Below are 18,386 nucleotides of genomic sequence, written 5' to 3' on the forward strand. Positions count from 1 at the left end.
ACTTTCCCTATGATGCAAGTCAATCCTATTCAGGTCAGTGAAACAGTAAGTTAGCGCACAACTCATCCATGAAATTAAGGAAAAACAGGATGAATTTTGTTGTACTCATGCCTGTTGCACAGTCTATTACTTTCCTGTCCAGGATATTTATTTAGTGGACGAAACGGGGTCATGTTTACTCTCAGAGATGTTTTTTTTGCCTTTATCCTAATTGCGTTACTGGTTTTAGCGGGGCGGTACGTCAAACAAAAAGTGCGCTGGATCCAGAGGCTTTATTTACCGGAATCCATTGTGGCTGGTGTATTAGCACTACTTCTGGGGCCTCAAGTTTTGGGGGCGATCGCCACTGCTATTTCTGGGGGAACCTCGATCCTGTCAGAGGGGCTTTTTTCAGAACCGATTCGCGCCGTTTGGTCACAATCCCCAGGGATCTTTATCAATATCGTTTTTGCGGCCTTGTTCCTTGGGGAGACTATTCCACGACCAAAAGATATTTGGACAAAAACAGCCCCTCAAGTCGTCTTTGGGCAAACGTTGGCCTGGGGTCAATATGTGGTGGGAATCCTGGTAACCCTGCTGATTTTGATGCCGCTATTTGGCGTAAATCCCATTGCTGCTTGCTTGATCGAGATTGGCTTTGAAGGAGGGCATGGCACCGCCGGCGGGATGGCTGAGACGTTTACTGAACTGGGCTTTGAGGCAGGTGCGGATCTGGCCTTGGGCATTGCCACGGTGGGCATTGTTGGCGGAATTGTTGCTGGTACGGCGCTAGCAGATTGGGGCCGGCGTAAGGGCCATGTGACTTCTTTTCAGAAAGCTGTAGAAGATTTAGACGGTGTGCCAGAACTGACAGAAACGGAATCCCCTGAGGTACGCCGTCGTCGCGCCCAACTCATGCGTAATCTACTGATTGATCCTCTGTCGATCAATTTTGGGATTGTCGGTGTGGCGATTGTGATTGGTTGGCTCATTCTAGAAGCACTGGTTTGGGTGGAGTCGGTCACCTGGGGACAAACGGGATTTGAAGTCATCTCCTATGTGCCGTTATTCCCGATGGCTCTGATTGGCGGCATCATTGTGCAGTTGGTGATGGAACGTCTGGGGTTAGCGCCTTTGATTATTCGCTCGCTGATGAGTAACATTGCGGGTTTAGCTCTGGATGTGGTGGTGGTGACAGCATTGGCATCCATTTCCCTGAGTGTAATTGGTTCCAACTTGGGTGTATTTACCATTTTGAGTGTCGTAGGCATCACTTGGAATGTGGTGATGTTTCTTTATTTCGCCCCACGCATTTTTCCGAGTCATTGGTTTGAAAAAGGAATCGGCGATATGGGTCAGTCGATGGGAGTGACGGCCACGGGAATTTTATTATTGAGAATGGTCGATCCGGAGAACCGCACCGGTGCGTTTGAGAGTTTTGCTTATAAACAATTATTCTTTGAGCCGATTGTCGGCGGCGGATTATTCACAGCGGCAGCTCCGGCGCTTGTTGTTCGATTTGGCCTGGTGCCGGTGCTATTACTCACGGGCGGGCTGTTGATTTTCTGGCTAGCGATGGGATTCTTGATTATTCGCCAAAACAAGCAGCAAAGACGGCGATCGCCTTCCCTTTGAGATTGTATTTATTGAGGCGATCGCCCTTTCCACCATTTCACTAAGACTTCATAAAGAGCACGATCGGCGCGGTCATCGGTATGTCCATGGTTGGAATACCCCAGATCTACGATGCGACCTTCTAGGGTGAGCCAGTGCTTTTTCCCCTGGGCAGAAACGTAGCAGATGCGCGTTCGATTTACCCAGTAGGCTCGTTTCGCTCCTTCTTCGCGCATTCGGTGCCAAGCAATATCGGCGATCGCCTGGCGCGGTAACCACAGACAATTATGTCGCCCTAGATTATCAATCAAGCGGCCCACCAGCCCATGGGACAACAACACAATCCCGTAGCCTTCTTCTTTCCGTTTGCGCAATCGAGAGCAATGCCAGGTACGGTAGAACGATTGGGCCAGATCCCAAGCAAGATAGGTGCAATAGCCGATCAAAACCGCCAAGATTAGGAACAATAGAAGCGTAAACCCCAATTCCGGTAAGTTCTGTTGGGTCAGGGTTTGCCAAAGTCGTTCGTAGCTGCTGGGCTGATAGATAGCCTGGGAAATTAAAGCTGGCACCAGTCCCAGAATGGGCAATGCATACATAATCATGAAGGGCAGTAAGCAGATTTGGACAAACCAATCTGTCTGTGCACGTAAAAACCGTCCTGGCAGATGGTGGACGCTTCCCTGACGAAAGGCGGTTTGATAGGGTTCTGGTAATGCGGTTAGGGGATATAGCCCTGCCGGGGGAAGTGAATTGGGTGAAGACCTTAGTTGCTGCACAAGTCAGGCTCTGTCGCTATGCTTGGAGGAGCAGATAGCATTGAGTGTACTGTACCGGAATAGCTTAGCTACCGTTATCCCATCTGCAATATCCATAAAAGGCGATCGCCTACCTTTAGAGAGACTTGATACACTTAAGAAAATTTACTGTATACCGATGGATAACCACTCCGTTTCACTACTCCAACGAATTTCCATTGACCCAAATATTTGTCATGGGCAACCTTGTATTCGCGGCTTACGTTATCCTGTGACCTTCATTTTAGAACTACTGAGTTCAGGTATGACCCATGCAGAAATTCTAGAAGATTATCAAGATTTAGAAGAACCAGATATTTTTGCGGTTCTTCTCTATGCTGCTCAACTGAGCCAAGTTAAAACCATCACTCGTCTGGCTTCATGAAGTTCCTTGTCGATGCCCAACTTCCCAAGCGACTTGCGAATTTTTTAAATCAAGCAGGGTACGATGCGAAACATACGAGTGATCTGCCTGCCCAAAACGCAACACCTGATTCTTTCATCAATGATCTGTCCCTCCAAGAAGAAAGGATTGTCATTACGAAAGATGCGGATTTTGTCGAATCTTTTTTTCTCCAAAATAAGCCCTATAAACTACTTTTAATCTCGACAGGCAATATCAAAAATAAAGATTTAGAAGATATTATTTCCCAAAATATTCAACAAATTAGCCAACTTTTTGTGCAACATCGCTACATTGAACTAAACCGTACACAAATTATCGTTCATCAGTAACTGTGGATTGACTTTGGCTGTCACTGCTTGATTATCACCCCAATTATTCCCCATCCTTCCTAGGCGGGATGCCACTATACTACTGGAGCGATCGCCTCTCTATTTTGATACTCCTATGTCTACTCCTCCTGTTATATCCGTAGAATCTACCGCCCGACTACACACCCCTGAATTGTTAGCTCCGGCGGGAAATTGGGACTGTGCGATCGCCGCCGTAGAAAATGGAGCCGATGCGATTTATTTTGGGCTGGATAAATTCAACGCCCGGATGCGATCACAAAACTTTGTCGAGTCAGATTTGCCGGAGTTGATGGCATACTTACATCGGCGCGGCGTGAAGGGCTATGTGACATTAAATACGCTGATTTTCACCTCGGAATTGGCGGCAGTCGAACAATATTTGCGGTCGATTATTGCGGCGGGAGTCGATGCGGCGATCGTCCAGGATGTGGGGCTGTGCCAATTAATTCGGCAATTGTCGCCCGATTTTCCGATTCATGGTTCAACGCAAATGACCGTCACCAGTGCCGTAGGGGTCGAGTTCGCGCAAAATTTGGGTTGTGATTTGGTGGTATTGGCGCGGGAATGTTCGATCAAGGAAATCAATAAAATTCAGCAGGAATTGGGGCAACAAAAGATCTCAATGCCGCTAGAAGTGTTTGTCCACGGGGCGTTGTGCGTCGCCTATTCCGGGCAATGTTTAACGAGTGAATCCCTCGGTGGACGGTCGGCAAATCGGGGGGAATGTGCCCAAGCTTGCCGGATGCCCTACGAAATGATTGTCGATGGTAAGCCATTTGATCTGGGTGACAGACGTTACCTACTAAGCCCCCAAGATTTGGCGGGATTACCTGTTTTGCCGGACTTAATTAAAGCGGGCGTCGTGTCGCTAAAAATCGAAGGACGCTTAAAACAACCGGAATATGTGGCCAGTGTCACCCAGGTTTATCGCCAGGCCATTGATCGGGCGGTGCAGGGCATTGAGCAAGAGGTTTCAGACCAGGAAAAATATCAATTAGAAATGGCCTTTTCGCGTGGGTTGTACACGGGTTGGCTCGACGGCATCGATAATCAAAGCCTTGTTCATGGTCGCTTTGGCAAGAAAAGAGGTGTATTCCTTGGTGAAATCAAGCAAATTCGTGATGGTCGCGATAAACAAGTGATTTTGCACTTAGAAGCGCCCCTAAAGGCTGGGGATGGGGTGGTCTTTGATCAGGGGAAACCCGCAGATCGTGAACAAGGGGGGCGAGTTTACGCCGTTGAAACCCAGGGAAAAGATACGATTGTTACTTTTGGGCGGCGGGATGTGGATTTGCGTAGGGTGCGGGTGGGCGATCGCCTCTGGAAAACCAGCGATCCAGAACTGGATAAAAAATTACGTCAAACCTTTACCAGTGAAAAAATTCAGTTCCAGCGGCCGATTACAATAGAAATTCACGGAGAAATTGGCGGAAAATTGACGGCGATCGCCCGCGATGGGCAGGGCAACATTGTCCAAGTCGCCTCAGAAATTCTTCTCGACATAGCGATCAAGAAACCCCTAACAACGGAACGTTTAACGGAACAATTTGGCCGCTTAGGAAATACCCCTTTTTATCTCCAGGATTTAGAGAATAATCTGCTTGGTGAGGCCATTCTTCCCGTGAGCGAACTAAATCGAATGCGGCGGGAAATGGTCAGTCAACTAGAAACTTTACGCGCTCAACCAAAGCGTTGGCAATCGAATCGCGATGCATCCTATCAAAGTTTATTGCCGACTGTCGAAAAAATAGCACCACAGGCAGCACAAATTATTGTCTTAGTGCGTAATTTAACGCAATTAAAAGCTGTTTTAAAGGCTAATATCCAGACCATTTATTGTGAGTTTGAAAATCCGATTAACTACCGTGAAGCAGTTAAACTGGCGCAACAAACTGAGCAGCAACCGGAAATTTGGGTGGCACCGCCCCGAATCATCAAACCCAAGGAACAATACATTCTCAAGCAAGTGCTGTCTAGTCAAGCAGATGGCTATTTGATTCGGAACTATGACCAGCTCAAATTCTTTAAAAATGAACGGATTACCGCTGATTTTTCGTTAAATATTTCCAACCCAATCAGTGCCAATTATTTTAAACAAACTTTTCCCCTAGAACGTCTCACGGCCTCCTATGACCTCAATATTCACCAGTTAGAATCGCTCCTTAAAAAAGCTCCCCCCAATTGGTTTGAAATCACGATCCACCAACATATGCCGATGTTTCACATGGAACATTGTGTTTTCTGCGCGTTTCTCTCCGATGGAACCGATTTCACTAATTGTGGTCGCCCCTGCGAAAGTCATGAAGTGAAATTAGGCGATCGCACGGGTATTGAGCATGTTTTAGTTGCTGATGCGGGCTGTCGGAATACGGTGTTTAATGGCACCGCCCAGACTGGCGCAGAATATATGCAGCATTTTATGGATTTGGGAGTGCAGCACTTCCGCGTTGAATTTGTGGATGAATCTCCCGCAGAGATTACCAAAACCATTGATCTTTACCAAAAATTACTCACAGGAAAAATTTCTGGGGCACAGCTTTGGCAAACCCTCAAGCTCCAAAATCAATTAGGGGTGACCCGTGGTTCGCTAGAATAAAAAGGCGATCGCCCTGCTTCCTCCAAATCCAAGCAAAACTGTCACAGATCATGATCAGCAATGGGCCGCACCGCAATTATGGGTCGTTAAATAGACTGACCATAGTCATCTCCCCCAAGACGCCACAATCAATCACATCAACGTTCCAGATAAAATTTTATGACTCTACCCTTTAATGCGGCCCCCACCGAAGCACGGGTTAAACAATTTTGGCAACTCGCGGCCAGTTTTGGGATGGAGCGTAATGCCTATCATAATTACCTGAACGAAATCGTCAGCGATCGCTATGCCCTGATCAGCGGCCTCCAGATTTTGCGGGATGAATTGCAATTTGTTGCCTCCGATTCAACGGATATTAAAGCTTGCGGGGCCGATATGAGTTTGCCCAGTGTGGTGACGACCCTCGCCTACACCAACTGCGGCGATCGCATTCACCAGGGGGAAGCCACAAAGCGTTATCGAGATGTCGTTGCTTCCCGTTTTGCCACCCTCTCGGAAATTGGCGAATTAAAATTAGAGGCCTTTTTCCCGGCGGGTGGGGGCACCGATGACGGCGAAACCTTAGCCCATGTCACCGTGGCCCACGAGCTAGATGAATCTTTAAAGCGGCGTGTGTACGCAGGCAATCCCCAGTCCATTTCCCTTGTGGCCATTGATCTCAAAACCCATGTGGGCCGACTGCGTCAGGATGGCAAACAGGTTTATGGCAAAACCCGTGAATCGCCGTGGCGCGAACCCCGCAACGCCTGTGGTGCAATTGTCGGTACTTTGAAAAATTACAACGCCCATAATCCGATCCATCGCCGCATTCGCAATGATTTAGGGGAAGAAAATTTCCATTTTTTAGCCCACAATGCCGTCCTGACGGATACAAAAAAAATTGACATTACGATGGCGGTGGCGGCTAATATTGTGGCGATTCGTGGCATTCGCAATACAGCGGTGGCGATCGCCCAAGAATTAGACGAACGGGGTTTAGCCCACCTCACTGCCAGTACCACGGTCAATCGCCCTTCCCGCGACGATTTGGTGATTTATCTCGCCCGGGCCACGGTCTTTAACGGCAGCATCAAAATCCAAAGCCTCGGCACCGATGCCCGTTTATATGGCGGCAAAATCGTTGAATATGCGGGCGAAAAACGCCTCCAATTACATTACGCCGACTGGAATTTAGACAATCTCCCCATCGAAGAAATCCCCTATCAAGTCCGCTCTTCGGGATTGTGAATTATATGTAATGGGCCAGAATAGCATCCCGTAAGCCTTCTAGGGTGTAGACCTCGGCTTCGAGATCAACCCGCTGGAAAAGGTCTAAACAAGTCTGGGAAGTTTGGGGGCCAATGGAGGCAATTTTCAGCGGTTTTAACAACGCTAAATCCCCCCCCTGCTGCTGGATCAACTGCCAAAAGTTGCGCACTGTTTTAGAGCTCGCAAAGGTCACCAGATCAATGGTTTGTGCTTCGAGAGCTTGCCAGACCGCCGCCGGAATTTGCCGTGGACAACCCGATTCATAGGCGGGCACTTCAACCACATGAGCACCCTGTTGGGCGAGTTCTTGCACCAGGATTTTTCGCCCGCCTGTTTCGACCCGGGGAAAAAGGATTTTTTGATTTTGCAGCGGATCGGGAAAGTTTTCCACCAAAGAATCCGCAATGAAATCAGGGGGAATATAGTCTGCTTTTAGGCCGTGTTGGCGCAAGAATTTTTCTGTTTTTTTACCGACGACGGCAATTTTGAGCTTACCTAAGGCGCGGACATCTTTGCCCAAGGTTGCGAGTCGCTGGAAAAAATATTCAACGCCGTTGGCCGAGGTGAGGATCAGCCAATCAAAGGTTTCTAGGGTGGCGATCGCCTGGTCGAGGGGTTCCCAGGTGGAGGGCTCACGAATCTCTAAAGCGGGCATTTCCAAGACCTTTGCGCCAGTTTCCGCCAAAAGTTTAGTAAATTCGCTGGATTGCGACGCAGCGCGGGTAATCAGAATTGTTTTGCCACCCAATGGAGCCCGATCCATGTAATCCTCCCGGAGACTAACTACCTGACCCACAATGATCACACAGGGCGAAAGTTTTTGAACCGTCGCCGTTTGCTTCGTAATGGTCTGTAACGTTCCCGTCCAGACCTGCTGCTCTGGTAATCCCGCTGCCCGCACAATGGCCACTGGTAAATGAGGCGATCGCCCCGCTGCCATCAAGCGCCGACAAATGTCTTCTAAATTGCGTCCCCCCATCAAAAAAACCAAAGTTTCCAATTGGGCTAGGGCTGTCCAATCAAAGGCCTCTAGATCATGGGCTGTCCCTACAAAAAAGCCGCGCCCCAAATCCTTGTGGGTAAGGGGAATTCCCGCTAGCAAAGGTGCTGCGAAGGCCGATGAAATGCCAGGAATCACTTCAAAATCACAGCCCGCCTCTTGGAGTGCCAAAATCTCTGGGTGCGATCGCCCAAAAATATACGGATCTCCCCCCTTCAGGCGCACCACCCGTTTTGGCGATTGTCCATGCTCAACCAAAAGGCGATTAATTTCTTCTTGGGGCGTACTCTTTTGGCCGCCTCGCTTACCGACGAATAACCGTAAACAGTCCTGGGGCAGCAGATCCAACAGTTCTTGGGAACCCAGGGCGTCGTAAATCACCACTTCCGCCCGTTGGAGGATCTCCCAACCCCGCACCGTTAAATAGTCCTTTGTCCCTAAACCCGCTCCCAGCAAAAATACTTTTCCCATGTGCGATCGCCCTAAACCACCGTCAAACCTTGCGTTAAAATTAGATGCTAAGACAAAATCAGACAAAAACACCCCGCAACCGTAACGCCAACACGTTACCCAACGCATTAAAAGATCTATGAACTCACCGATTCAGGCTGTACAAGCACCCTACAGAGGTGGCGGCTCCACCTACAGGACACCACCGCCAGATCTCCCTTCCCTACTGCTAAAAGAACGCATCGTTTATCTCGGCCTTCCCCTGGTCTCTCCCGACGAGTATAAAGATCAAATTGGCGTCGATGTGACCGAACTGATCATCGCCCAACTGTTATTTTTACAGTTTGATGATCCCGATAAACCGATTTATATGTACATCAACTCCACTGGGACTTCTTGGTACGGTGGTGATTCCATTGGGTTTGAAACAGAAGCCTTTGCCATCTGCGATACCCTCAACTACATCACGCCGCCAGTGCACACCATTTGCCTCGGTCAAGCGATGGGAACAGCGGCCATGATCCTTGCTGCTGGCACGAAGGGCTGCCGCGCGAGCCTACCCCACTCGACGATTATTCTTCACCAAGCGCGCCAAGGAGCCCAGGGCCAAGCTTCCGATATTCAAATTCGGGCGAAGGAAGTGATCGAAAACAAACGGACAATCCTGCAAATGATGTCTAAATATACTGGTCAACCCCTCGAAAAACTCGAAAAGGACACTGACCGGATGTTTTACATGACACCCCAGCAGGCCCTCGAATACGGCATTATCGATAAAGTGCTCGAAAGTTCGAAGGATTTGCCGTCCCCCGTACCGGCTATGTAGCCTTCGTGATTGCTTAAAATCACCCCATTTTTTCCCGTTGTTCAGATCAAGGTAAACAAAATCCATGCCCATCGGTGTACCCAAAGTTCCCTATCAAATGCCCGGTCAGCCCTATTCTGACTGGATCAATATCTATGACCGTTTGTACCGTGAACGGATTATTTTCCTCGGTCGGGGTGTCAATGATGCTTTGGCAAACCAGATTATTGCCATCATGCTTTACCTCGATTCTGAAGATCCCAGCAAGCCGATCTATCTCTACATCAACTCCCCCGGTGGCTCGGTGACGGCGGGTCTGGCGATTTACGACACGATGAAACACATCAAGTCGGAAGTAGTCACCATTTGTGTGGGCTTAGCGGCTTCTATGGGGGCGTTTTTGTTGTCTGCGGGCACGAAAGGGAAGCGTCTGGCCCTGCCCCACTCCCGGATTATGATCCACCAGCCCCTCGGTGGGATTCAAGGCCGTCGTCAAGCGACAGATATTGACATTGAAGCCAAGGAAATTATCCGCATTAAGCATCAACTTAATGAATTGATGGCGGCCCACACGGGTCAATCCATCGAAAAAATTGAGAAGGATACGGATCGGGATTACTTTATGTCAGCCCAGGAAGCGTTGGAATATGGCCTGATCGATAAGGTAATTGAAGAACGTCCTTAATGTTTGTCTGATTTTTCAACCTTAAATTCGTTGAAGCATTCTTTCTCGCGAAAGGGTGCTTTTTTATGTGGAAAATCTTTCAAATCTCTATTGTTGAGTAATGAGATTGAGGGCTTGCTCCAGGAGATCTGGGGCGGTGTTATCGAGCCAGTGAATATCTGGATTGGCGCGGAACCAAGTGCGTTGGCGTTTGGCAAATTGGCGGGTGTGGAGGACAGTGTTGGCGATCGCCTCCTCTAATGTCCCTTGACCGCGTACATAATCCCGAAATTCTGCATAACCCAGGGTATTCAGGAGCGGTAAATCCCAGCCATATTTTTTACCGAGATGTTCAACCTCAGCAACAAAGCCTTGGTCAACCATCTGCTGGGTGCGTTGACGGATCCGTTGATCGAGGTGGTCGGGAGCGCAATCGAGACCAATTTCGAGGATCGAATAAGTCGGCGGATTCTCTCCCTGTTGGCCGCTAATCGGTTCCCCGGTGACATAAAAAACCTCTAGGGCACGGAGGGTACGCACTTGGTCATTGGGATGAATTTTTTGACAAACTTCTGGGTCAACCTGCTGGAGCAATTGGTAGCTATAGACTTGGCCCAGGTCGGTAAATTGCTGGCGCAGATCCGGTTGAGGCGAAACCCGAGGAATTTTTAAGCCCTTGGTAATCGCTTTAATGTAAAGGCCAGTGCCGCCGACGAGTAAAACGGGTTTCTGTTCGGCGTGAAATTGCGCGATTAGTGCTTGGGCCTGGGCTTGATATTCCGCCAAGGTGAGCGTTTCTGTCGGTTCGCAGATATCGATCAGGTAATGGGGAATGCTTTGCTGCTCTGCAGGGGTTGGTTTCGCTGTACCGATGTCGAATTCTTTGTAAATTTGACGCGAATCGGCGCTAAGAATTACCGCGTCCAGTTTTTCGGCAAGTTTGAGGGCCAAACCGGATTTACCCGTCGCGGTGGCACCACAGATGACGATGAGGGGGGCAGTCATAAAAAATTTAGGGGATCACCACGCCCTGGAGGAGTTGTTCGAGCTGGGCATTAAGGCGATCGCGGTTTTGGAACTTATCGATGCGCTCGACGATCGTGCCATCGTTGAACAAGATCAAAGTCGGGAGGGTTTTGAGGCGATAGGTATTGGCGAGCTTTAGGTTATCGTCGGCATTAACATCGACCAAAAGAAATTGTCCTTCCCATTCCTTTTGCAACTTCACCAAAAAGGGATGGAGCAAATGACACAAACCACACCAGGGTGCCCAAAAGTTCACCAAAACAGGTTGATTGGCTTCTAAAACAGTCTGGGTAAAATCCGCTTCGGTGATTGATAGAACCATAATTGCCTGTTCTTTTCGCTCACATACTCAATATTATCTGTGGTCTCTTATCTTACCTGTATCGGTCCTGGGGATCATCTTTTTTTCCGTTACCAGGGCACTTTAGCCGTCATCACCATCAACCAGGGGTGTCCCCACCAGAGCAGGGCAATAAAGGCTGTAACACCGACATAGGCAGGCTTGAGGAATTCTTCTAGTTTAAGCTGTTGACGTCCCTGGAGAATCGCCAGAAAGGGAATGATCGAGGTGCGTTCTTTCACCGCCAGAAACGTCTGTCCATAACGGGATCTCAGACGGCGATCGCCATGCCAAACCGCAAAAATATGGTGGGCCATCAAACCAATGGAAGTGAGCAGCGTGAAAGAACTGCCGATCCAGAGGGTGTGAGCCACGCACCAAATCAGCTGACCGACCATCTGGGGGTGACGGGTGATGCGAATGATCCCCTTTTCGTAGAGATGCACCTGGGGTTGCTTGACCGCCGCAATTTCGAGCAAGTTAAATGTCGAAGGATACAAAAAGAAAAACGAAATCGCCGATAACCACCACACCGTCGGTTTCACCCAAACGTCCCCCTGGACTTGCCACAACACTAGGCCATCGTAGCGGTGGTTAAAGAAGTAAATAATCAAACCAGTGGCGAAGGGAATACTCACCAAGGCAAAGAGCACCCGGTATAGGCGAGAACCGATTCTTTGTTCGCCCCAGGGACGCAACGCCGCCAAACCACTATGGGCGATCGCAAAACCGAGCAAAAGACCCGCCATAATCCAGTGACTTGTCGAAAACCAGCTCAAATCCGTCATAATTCCGTCGATCGAAGTATTTTGCTTAAAATTAGTACAGGCTATATTATCCATGAAAAGAGATACGATCCCCTTATTATGGTACTGTCAATCATAAAACCAGCCGTGATCCCTCTTTGTCGTCCCTTTTTGCCGAGGCTATATGTCTGACATTCCATTTACCCTGGATCAACTCCGTATCCTCAAAGCCATCTCCACCGAAGGAAGCTTTAAACGGGCAGCAGATAGTCTCTACGTCTCCCAACCTGCCGTCAGCCTCCAGGTACAAAACCTCGAAAAACAGCTCAATGTCCCCCTCTTCGACCGGGGTGGACGGCGCGCCCAACTCACCGAAGCCGGCTATCTTCTCCTCGATTACGGCGAAAAAATTATTACCCTCTGCCAAGAAACCTGTCGGGCCATTGAAGATTTACAAAATCTCCAGGGGGGCACCCTGATTGTTGGCGCCTCCCAAACCACGGGTACCTACCTCATTCCCCGGATGATTGGTTGCTTCCGGCAGAAATACCCCGATGTGGCAGTCCAGTTGCAAGTACATTCGACGCGACGCACTTCCTGGGGAGTGGCTAACGGTCAAGTGGATCTCGCAATCATTGGCGGCGAAGTTCCTTCGGAGTTGCAAGATACGTTAAAGATTGTTCCCTATGCCGAGGATGAACTGTCCCTAATTTTGCCCGTGAGTCATCCCCTCGCCAAGGCAGAAACCATTTATCGAGATGATTTGTACAAACTGAAATTCATTGCCCTCGATTCTCAATCGACGATCCGCAAGGTTATTGATCAAGTCTTAACCCGCTGCGATATCGATACCAAACGGCTCAAGATTGAAATGGAACTTAATTCCATCGAGGCGATCAAAAATGCTGTGCAATCGGGTCTAGGGGCTTCCTTTGTCTCAGTGACGGCCATTGAGAAAGAACTACGGATGGGCGTGTTGCACCGGGCGCGCATTGAAGATGTGGAAGTGCGGCGTATTTTAAGTGTGATCGTCAATCCAAACCGTTATCGCTCCAAGGCAGCGGAAGCCTTTTGTCTCGAAATTTTGCCCCAATTTGCCAATCAGTTGAAAAAGTTTGATTTGAGTGAGCTGATGCCCCAGGGTCTAGAATCAGGTCAAAAATAAGGGTTTGATGGGGATTATTCTCGGCTCAGGTAATGGTAGGGATAACGCCGGGGGGAGCCGGGTTCGGTTTCAAGCTCGAAGTTGACAATCTGCCAACGGTCTTGGCGATCGCCAGCATCATGGAAAAACACAGGGAGGCCGTATAGGTGGGGCACTGAAGGGGGAGCAGCATAGTCCGTTGGGGTTATGTCTCCCCGTCCAGGAGTCGATTTAAAATCGAGGGTGCGCCGCATTAAGGTTTGGTAGCGTTGGGCGATAGTAATTTTTGTGGCCCGTAACCCCTGGGTGTAAAGGCGATCAAGGGCTTCGTGGATCTCAAAGCGAATGCCGTCAGGATGGGTATGTTGACGGTACCATTTTTCCTCCCAGCGTTTCCATTGGCGACTGGACTGGAGATGGACTAAGGTTTCCGTTTCTGGATCTGCTTCAAAAGCACCATGGCGATCGCAGAGATAACTATCCGTCAAAGTTAACGCTGGAATCATTTGACGACAATGGGGACAGGGAATTTCAGCACCAAAAATAGGGTAATGTAAGCTAGATTCAACCATTGCACTTGTGTCGGTATAGTTGGAATAAAAAAATTTTGCTGTGCCGTCCTCAAAGTTGTGTTCATTATATCGGAGATTTTTATTCGCTTCAGTGAGCTATGAACCCAGACCAAAGCCTTTCAAGTTATGACTATGACCTGCCGCCGGAACGCATCGCCCAAACCCCTGTCACTCCCCGTGATCGTTCCCGTCTGTTAGTGCTTGATTCTGCCGATAGCATCCAGCATCAGCATTTTTACCACCTGGTTGATTGGCTACAGCCCAATGACTTGTTGGTGATGAACAATACGAAAGTGATCCCAGCAAGGCTCCATGGTCGTAAGACAACGGGCGCTCCGGTAGAAGTCCTCCTCTTGGAAGAACGTTCAGCGGATACTTGGCTGGCTTTAGTGAAACCGGGGAAACGTTTTACCCTAGGGTCAGAAATTTTATTCACCGCGCCCCATGATTTGAGCCAAACTCTGAAAGCAACGGTGGTTGATCGAGACCCAGAGACAGGGGGGCGCTTACTCGAATTTCAATTGCGGCCAAACCAAACCCTTTGGTCTGTGTTAGACGATTTTGGAGAAATACCTTTTCCTCCCTATGTGACAGATTCTGAGGCGAAACCCGACCAGTACCAAACGATTTATGCTGATACCCCTGGAGCTGTGGCGGCACCGACAGCAGGGCTACATTTTACGCCGGAGGTATTTGCAGCACTAGAAGCAAAAGGCATTGAAAAAACCTTTGTGACCCTCCATGTGGGGGTGGGCACATTCCGCCCGGTGGAAGTAGAAGATATCACCGCCCATGATATGCACTATGAGTGGATTGACGTGCCGGAGGAAACAGTGAAAAAAATCCGGGAAACGAAAGCAAAGGGCGGTCGGGTCATTGCGGTCGGGACAACGGTTGTGCGATCGCTAGAGGGAATGGCCGCCGCTTCTCCTGGGGAATTACAGTCTTTCCAGGGACAAACCAATTTATTTATCTATCCGGGTTACGAGTGGCAGGTGGTGGATGGGCTGATCACAAATTTCCATTTACCAAAATCGAGCTTGCTGATGCTAGTTAGTGCGTTGATCGGGCGCGAAAGATTGCTCGACGTTTACCAGGTGGCGATCGCCCAGGAATATCGTTTCTATTCCTTTGGAGATGCGATGCTCATTTTGCCTGAGGCGAAAGTCTTTTAGGGACACTAGGATTGAATCGAAAGTTTCCGCTAAGTGGCGTTATTTATAGTTTGTAGGGTATCGGTAGGAAAATTTTATGAGCGATTTTGCCCAGCAGCTCCTGGATCTGGCGCGCCAGCAAGGAGCCGAGTTTGCGGAAGTTTACCAGGGAAGTTCCGTTTCCCACCCCGTCACCTTTGAGGCGAATCGTCTCAAACAATTAGAAACGGCTGAATCCATCGGTACGGCACTGCGGCTTTGGTACCAAGGGCGGCCTGGGCTCGCGGTGGCCTATGGTCATGTCGCACCACAACTATTAGTAGAAAAGGCGATCGCCTTGAGCCAACTCCAGGAACCGACGCCTCTAGAAGTCTGTGAGCCGCGCCGTGATATCAATCCTCCCATTGGCTCTGCCATGGCCGTGGAAACTCTAGTCGAGAAAGGCAAAGCGGCGATCGCCCAACTGCGCGATCACTATCCCGATATTCTCTGTAGCGGTGTATTCGACTGCGAATCGAGCCATACACTCCTGGTCAATTCCGAAGGTCTCTATTGCACTGCCGCCGATATTTCCCTCAGCTATGGCCTAGAGGTGGAGTGGGTGCGGGGGGATGACTTCTTGGGCATTTATGATGGGGATATTACCCAGGATTCCCTCGATCCAGAGGCAACGGTACAAAGGATTCTGGAGCGTCTCCACTGGGCGAAGCAAAATAGTCCGGCCACCACGGGCAAAATACCAGTAATTTTCACCAGTAATGCTGCGCCCCTGCTATGGTCAACGGTTGCCGCCGCCCTCAATGGGAAAAATATCCTCGAAAAGTCTTCTCCTTGGAGCCAAGCCCTTGGCCAACGGGTCGCCTCATCCCAGATCAGCCTCTACCAAGACCCCACCGCCAAACCCTACATTTGCCACTTTGATGACGAAGGCACCCTGACCCGCTCTTTGTCCCTGGTGCGGGAAGGTTCTGCCCAAGACATCTACGGCGATCGCCAAACAAGTCGAAGCCTTGGGATGCGACCGACAGGCAACGGATTTCGGGCCAGCCTCGGGCGCTATCCAACCCCGGAGCTTGTTAATTTGATTGTTGCCCCTGGCGTAGGCAGTCTTAACACAATTATTTCGCAATTAGATACGGCAATTGTCGTCGATCAAATCTTGGGAGGAGACGCAGACCTTTCAGGAGACTTTTCCGTCAATATTGACCTGGGCTACCAGGTACGACAAGGGCAGATCACCGGACGGATTAAGGATACGATGGTCACTGGCAACGTTTATGAGGCCCTCAAACAAGTTATTCAAGTGGGAGGCGATCGCCGCTGGCAGGGTTCTTGTTATACCCCCTGCATTGCCCTCGAATCTTTGTCTATTGTTGCCTAGAAAATCATTCATTGCCTTTGCAAGCGTGCTTACCAGTGCTGTGTGCTGGCATTTTTGGCAATAAAAAAGGTGGGACCACCCACCCTGTACATCCTTGAGAGAAAAACACCATCTTTAGAATACCCTTAGTTGATAAATTAAGTCAACAATATTAAAAATCTTTTTTATTAGCCGTCCAGATGGACAAAAAAAAGATGGGGAGAATGCCCCATCTCAGAATGCCTAAGTCGTGGTGAAAAGTTAAAAAATTTAGCTGGCAACCAGATATTCACGAATTTGCGATCGCCGGCGCCGCAGATGATTCAAAGCCTGGCGTTCTAGCTGGCGCACCCGTTCCCGACTGAGGTTCATGCGTTTGCCAATTTTTGCCAGGGATAGTTCTTTGCCATCGTTCAGGCCAAAGCGCAGAATAATTACTTCCTGTTGCTGGGGGGTCAAATCCGCGATCAGGTCGCGCAAATCCTGTTTGAGCAACTCATAGGTGACGTTGTTATCGGGGGATTCGCCGCTGTCTTCGAGTAAATCCATTAACTCGGTATCTTGGTTGTCACCAACTCGGACATCGAGGGAGATTGGGTGCCGGGAAACACGGAAATATTCACGGATCTGGGCCGGTTCTAATTCGAGGGCTTCGGCGATTTCAGCGATGGTAGCCGCCCGGCCTAAGTCTTGGGCCAGTTGCCGCTGGGTTTTCTTAATTTTGTTGAGCTTTTCGGTAATGTGGATCGGGAGTCGAATCGTGCGACCCTGTTGGGCGATCGCCCGGGTGATCGCCTGGCGAATCCACCAGTAGGCATAGGTGGAGAACTTATACCCTTTTGTGGGGTCAAACTTCTCAACACCCCGTTCTAAACCAAGGCTGCCTTCTTGGATCAAATCTAAGAATTCTAGGTTGCGCTTTTGATATTTCTTGGCGATCGCCACCACAAGCCGGAGATTTGCCTCAATCATCTTGCGCTTTGCCCGTTCCCCGATTTGGAGATCCCGTTGGAGTTGCTTTGGTGTCAGTTGAGCGGCCTCGGCCCATTCTTCACGGGTTGCTTCGCGATCAAGGGATTCTTCTAGGGTTTGGCGTTTTTCCTGGAGGGCCATCAGGCGCTGAACCTGTTTCCCATAGACAATTTCTTCTTCGTGAGTTAACAAGGGCACCCGACCGATTTCCCGGAGATAGGTACGCACCATATCCGCAGAACTTTTGCCGTTATTGGGGGCTTGTTGAAGATTTACTTTAGGCATTTACGCTTTAACTCCTTAAATCTAAAGAACGAAGAACTATATGGTGCGGCCCAGGGGGGCAGATACTTTACAAAACAATCATCATGTAGGTCACAATCTAGAACACAAAGAATTTTTCTAAAAAATAAACGACATACCCTTTAACTTTCTTACGCTTTATAACTTTTAATTGAGCGCTCACTACTTTAGACGGGCAACAATCGAAAAAGGTTCAACGATTCATTAAAATCTCAGGGATGGGGAATTCATCGGCGTTCTATACTTAATTCTCCTTGATTGACCAAGAGCTTGAAAAGGGGAAAAGATGCGGGATTACCGAACTTGGAATATCGACAGACTCAATTAAAAATATAGTGTCGTTGCAATATGTTATTCAATGCGATAAGGGTGGCCCTTTCGGGGAAAACATTTCTCAAAAATAAGACCTCTATTGCAGTAGAGGTACAGGGAGACGCCCATCAGTTAAGACTTTTCACTTCTTATAGTGTATCTTCTCGCGCGAATAAGATCAAGTTCGGTGGGGTTAACTCCACCCAGGGATAGACTTTTTTGCCCATGGTTGCAGTATCCCTTGTGATGATCACTACCGTTTAAAAGATTGAAAAAGAATATTTTTTTGACCAATAAGTCCAGTTTATTCAAAAAAAGGCGCTTTGTATACCTTTAGGAAAAAGATAATCTCGGCAAAACTAAGGGCATTTAGGCCAGAAATGGAGAACATAGAAGTATTTTGGCAAGCCAGGGATTTCACCTAAAAATCAACGGTTGATAATCCTTCTCAAAAATAACAGAATGTCCTTGTTAGTCCAGGAAACCGAGGTGGCGATCGCCTTTGGATCAAGATCTATTCCTAGGGTTGCAGAATTTGTGCCGTGATG

At 48.9% G+C, this 18,386-nt stretch carries 17 protein-coding genes; 10 read left to right on the forward strand and 7 right to left on the reverse strand.

The features are described 5' to 3' along the window. The first annotated feature begins 171 nt into the window (after positions 1–171). Positions 172–1,614, forward strand: a complete 1,443-nt coding sequence (locus AWQ24_RS05995; RefSeq protein WP_065716265.1) for a sodium/glutamate symporter — start codon at positions 172–174, stop codon at positions 1,612–1,614. Between the two features lie 8 nt (positions 1,615–1,622). Here the strand turns inward: AWQ24_RS05995 and AWQ24_RS06000 are convergent, their stop codons facing one another. Further along, a complete protein-coding gene (locus AWQ24_RS06000) occupies positions 1,623–2,198 on the reverse strand; it encodes a hypothetical protein (RefSeq protein WP_065716266.1) in 576 nt (191 codons plus the stop codon). A 331-nt stretch (positions 2,199–2,529) separates the two neighbouring features. On the opposite strand from AWQ24_RS06000, the gene AWQ24_RS06005 reads away from it, so the two are divergent. The 4 genes from AWQ24_RS06005 (at position 2,530) to AWQ24_RS06020 (ending at position 6,969) form a co-directional block, all read left to right on the forward strand. Beyond that, complete coding sequence (locus AWQ24_RS06005) at positions 2,530–2,775, forward strand: DUF433 domain-containing protein (RefSeq protein WP_065716267.1); 246 nt, start codon at positions 2,530–2,532, stop codon at positions 2,773–2,775. Next, positions 2,772–3,125 (forward strand): DUF5615 family PIN-like protein, encoded by a 354-nt coding sequence (locus AWQ24_RS06010; protein ID WP_065716268.1) that lies wholly within the window; start codon positions 2,772–2,774, stop codon positions 3,123–3,125. The genes AWQ24_RS06005 and AWQ24_RS06010 overlap by 4 nt, the downstream gene beginning before the upstream one ends. A 115-nt stretch (positions 3,126–3,240) precedes the next feature. Further along, positions 3,241–5,742 (forward strand): U32 family peptidase, encoded by a 2,502-nt coding sequence (locus AWQ24_RS06015; protein ID WP_065716269.1) that lies wholly within the window; start codon positions 3,241–3,243, stop codon positions 5,740–5,742. A 159-nt stretch (positions 5,743–5,901) separates the two neighbouring features. After that, positions 5,902–6,969: a hypothetical protein gene (locus tag AWQ24_RS06020; RefSeq protein WP_030006286.1), complete on the forward strand. Its 1,068-nt coding sequence runs from the start codon at positions 5,902–5,904 to the stop codon at positions 6,967–6,969. 1 nt (position 6,970) lies between these two features. On the opposite strand, the gene cobA is transcribed toward AWQ24_RS06020, so the two are convergent. Next, on the reverse strand, positions 6,971–8,461 hold the full coding sequence (gene cobA, locus AWQ24_RS06025; RefSeq protein WP_065716270.1) for a uroporphyrinogen-III C-methyltransferase: 1,491 nt from the start codon (positions 8,459–8,461) through the stop codon (positions 6,971–6,973). Between the two features lie 118 nt (positions 8,462–8,579). Between cobA and AWQ24_RS06030 the strand changes: the two genes are divergently transcribed. Then, positions 8,580–9,266: an ATP-dependent Clp protease proteolytic subunit gene (locus tag AWQ24_RS06030; protein WP_065710495.1), complete on the forward strand. Its 687-nt coding sequence runs from the start codon at positions 8,580–8,582 to the stop codon at positions 9,264–9,266. Positions 9,267–9,330: 64 nt separating this feature from the next. Beyond that, entirely contained in the window at positions 9,331–9,930 is a 600-nt protein-coding gene (locus tag AWQ24_RS06035) for an ATP-dependent Clp protease proteolytic subunit (RefSeq protein WP_012306816.1), read from the forward strand. A gap of 87 nt (positions 9,931–10,017) precedes the next feature. Here AWQ24_RS06035 and miaA read toward each other — a convergent pair whose 3' ends face one another. The 3 genes from miaA to AWQ24_RS06050 all read right to left on the reverse strand — a co-directional run bounded on the left by miaA (position 10,018) and on the right by AWQ24_RS06050 (position 12,063). Further along, positions 10,018–10,914 (reverse strand): tRNA (adenosine(37)-N6)-dimethylallyltransferase MiaA, encoded by an 897-nt coding sequence (miaA, locus tag AWQ24_RS06040; RefSeq protein WP_065716271.1) that lies wholly within the window; start codon positions 10,912–10,914, stop codon positions 10,018–10,020. Between the two features lie 7 nt (positions 10,915–10,921). After that, positions 10,922–11,257: a co-chaperone YbbN gene (locus AWQ24_RS06045; RefSeq protein ID WP_012306818.1), complete on the reverse strand. Its 336-nt coding sequence runs from the start codon at positions 11,255–11,257 to the stop codon at positions 10,922–10,924. An 89-nt stretch (positions 11,258–11,346) separates the two neighbouring features. Beyond that, positions 11,347–12,063, reverse strand: coding sequence for an NnrU family protein (locus AWQ24_RS06050; protein ID WP_065716272.1), 717 nt, complete (start codon positions 12,061–12,063; stop codon positions 11,347–11,349). A 142-nt stretch (positions 12,064–12,205) separates the two neighbouring features. Between AWQ24_RS06050 and AWQ24_RS06055 the strand changes: the two genes are divergently transcribed. Beyond that, positions 12,206–13,186 (forward strand): LysR family transcriptional regulator, encoded by a 981-nt coding sequence (locus tag AWQ24_RS06055; RefSeq protein WP_012306820.1) that lies wholly within the window; start codon positions 12,206–12,208, stop codon positions 13,184–13,186. A gap of 14 nt (positions 13,187–13,200) precedes the next feature. Here AWQ24_RS06055 and AWQ24_RS06060 read toward each other — a convergent pair whose 3' ends face one another. Next, on the reverse strand, positions 13,201–13,737 hold the full coding sequence (locus AWQ24_RS06060; protein ID WP_065716273.1) for a TIGR02652 family protein: 537 nt from the start codon (positions 13,735–13,737) through the stop codon (positions 13,201–13,203). A gap of 98 nt (positions 13,738–13,835) precedes the next feature. Between AWQ24_RS06060 and queA the strand changes: the two genes are divergently transcribed. Both queA and AWQ24_RS06070 read left to right on the forward strand, forming a co-directional pair. Then, positions 13,836–14,912, forward strand: a complete 1,077-nt coding sequence (gene queA / locus AWQ24_RS06065; RefSeq protein WP_065716274.1) for a tRNA preQ1(34) S-adenosylmethionine ribosyltransferase-isomerase QueA — start codon at positions 13,836–13,838, stop codon at positions 14,910–14,912. 76 nt (positions 14,913–14,988) lie between these two features. Beyond that, positions 14,989–16,272 (forward strand): TldD/PmbA family protein, encoded by a 1,284-nt coding sequence (locus AWQ24_RS06070; RefSeq protein WP_065716275.1) that lies wholly within the window; start codon positions 14,989–14,991, stop codon positions 16,270–16,272. A gap of 249 nt (positions 16,273–16,521) precedes the next feature. On the opposite strand, the gene AWQ24_RS06075 is transcribed toward AWQ24_RS06070, so the two are convergent. Beyond that, complete coding sequence (locus AWQ24_RS06075; protein WP_012306824.1) at positions 16,522–17,508, reverse strand: RNA polymerase sigma factor, RpoD/SigA family; 987 nt, start codon at positions 17,506–17,508, stop codon at positions 16,522–16,524. Positions 17,509–18,386: the final 878 nt, after the last annotated feature.

Origin of the sequence: Picosynechococcus sp. PCC 8807, from assembly GCF_001693295.1 — a bacterium.
GTDB lineage: Bacteria > Cyanobacteriota > Cyanobacteriia > Cyanobacteriales > MRBY01 > MRBY01.

Excerpts from the sequence above, each read along its gene's own strand:
- AWQ24_RS05995 (WP_065716265.1), top strand. The coding sequence starts at position 172 with ATGTTTACTCTCAGAGATGTTTTTTTTGCCTTTATCCTAATTGCGTTA.
- AWQ24_RS06000 (WP_065716266.1), bottom strand. The coding sequence starts at position 2,198 with ATGATTATGTATGCATTGCCCATTCTGGGACTGGTGCCAGCTTTAATT.
- AWQ24_RS06005 (WP_065716267.1), top strand. The coding sequence starts at position 2,530 with ATGGATAACCACTCCGTTTCACTACTCCAACGAATTTCCATTGACCCA.
- AWQ24_RS06010 (WP_065716268.1), top strand. The coding sequence starts at position 2,772 with ATGAAGTTCCTTGTCGATGCCCAACTTCCCAAGCGACTTGCGAATTTT.
- AWQ24_RS06015 (WP_065716269.1), top strand. The coding sequence starts at position 3,241 with ATGTCTACTCCTCCTGTTATATCCGTAGAATCTACCGCCCGACTACAC.
- AWQ24_RS06020 (WP_030006286.1), top strand. The coding sequence starts at position 5,902 with ATGACTCTACCCTTTAATGCGGCCCCCACCGAAGCACGGGTTAAACAA.
- cobA (WP_065716270.1), bottom strand. The coding sequence starts at position 8,461 with ATGGGAAAAGTATTTTTGCTGGGAGCGGGTTTAGGGACAAAGGACTAT.
- AWQ24_RS06030 (WP_065710495.1), top strand. The coding sequence starts at position 8,580 with ATGAACTCACCGATTCAGGCTGTACAAGCACCCTACAGAGGTGGCGGC.
- AWQ24_RS06035 (WP_012306816.1), top strand. The coding sequence starts at position 9,331 with ATGCCCATCGGTGTACCCAAAGTTCCCTATCAAATGCCCGGTCAGCCC.
- miaA (WP_065716271.1), bottom strand. The coding sequence starts at position 10,914 with ATGACTGCCCCCCTCATCGTCATCTGTGGTGCCACCGCGACGGGTAAA.
- AWQ24_RS06045 (WP_012306818.1), bottom strand. The coding sequence starts at position 11,257 with ATGGTTCTATCAATCACCGAAGCGGATTTTACCCAGACTGTTTTAGAA.
- AWQ24_RS06050 (WP_065716272.1), bottom strand. The coding sequence starts at position 12,063 with ATGACGGATTTGAGCTGGTTTTCGACAAGTCACTGGATTATGGCGGGT.
- AWQ24_RS06055 (WP_012306820.1), top strand. The coding sequence starts at position 12,206 with ATGTCTGACATTCCATTTACCCTGGATCAACTCCGTATCCTCAAAGCC.
- AWQ24_RS06060 (WP_065716273.1), bottom strand. The coding sequence starts at position 13,737 with ATGGTTGAATCTAGCTTACATTACCCTATTTTTGGTGCTGAAATTCCC.
- queA (WP_065716274.1), top strand. The coding sequence starts at position 13,836 with ATGAACCCAGACCAAAGCCTTTCAAGTTATGACTATGACCTGCCGCCG.
- AWQ24_RS06070 (WP_065716275.1), top strand. The coding sequence starts at position 14,989 with ATGAGCGATTTTGCCCAGCAGCTCCTGGATCTGGCGCGCCAGCAAGGA.
- AWQ24_RS06075 (WP_012306824.1), bottom strand. The coding sequence starts at position 17,508 with ATGCCTAAAGTAAATCTTCAACAAGCCCCCAATAACGGCAAAAGTTCT.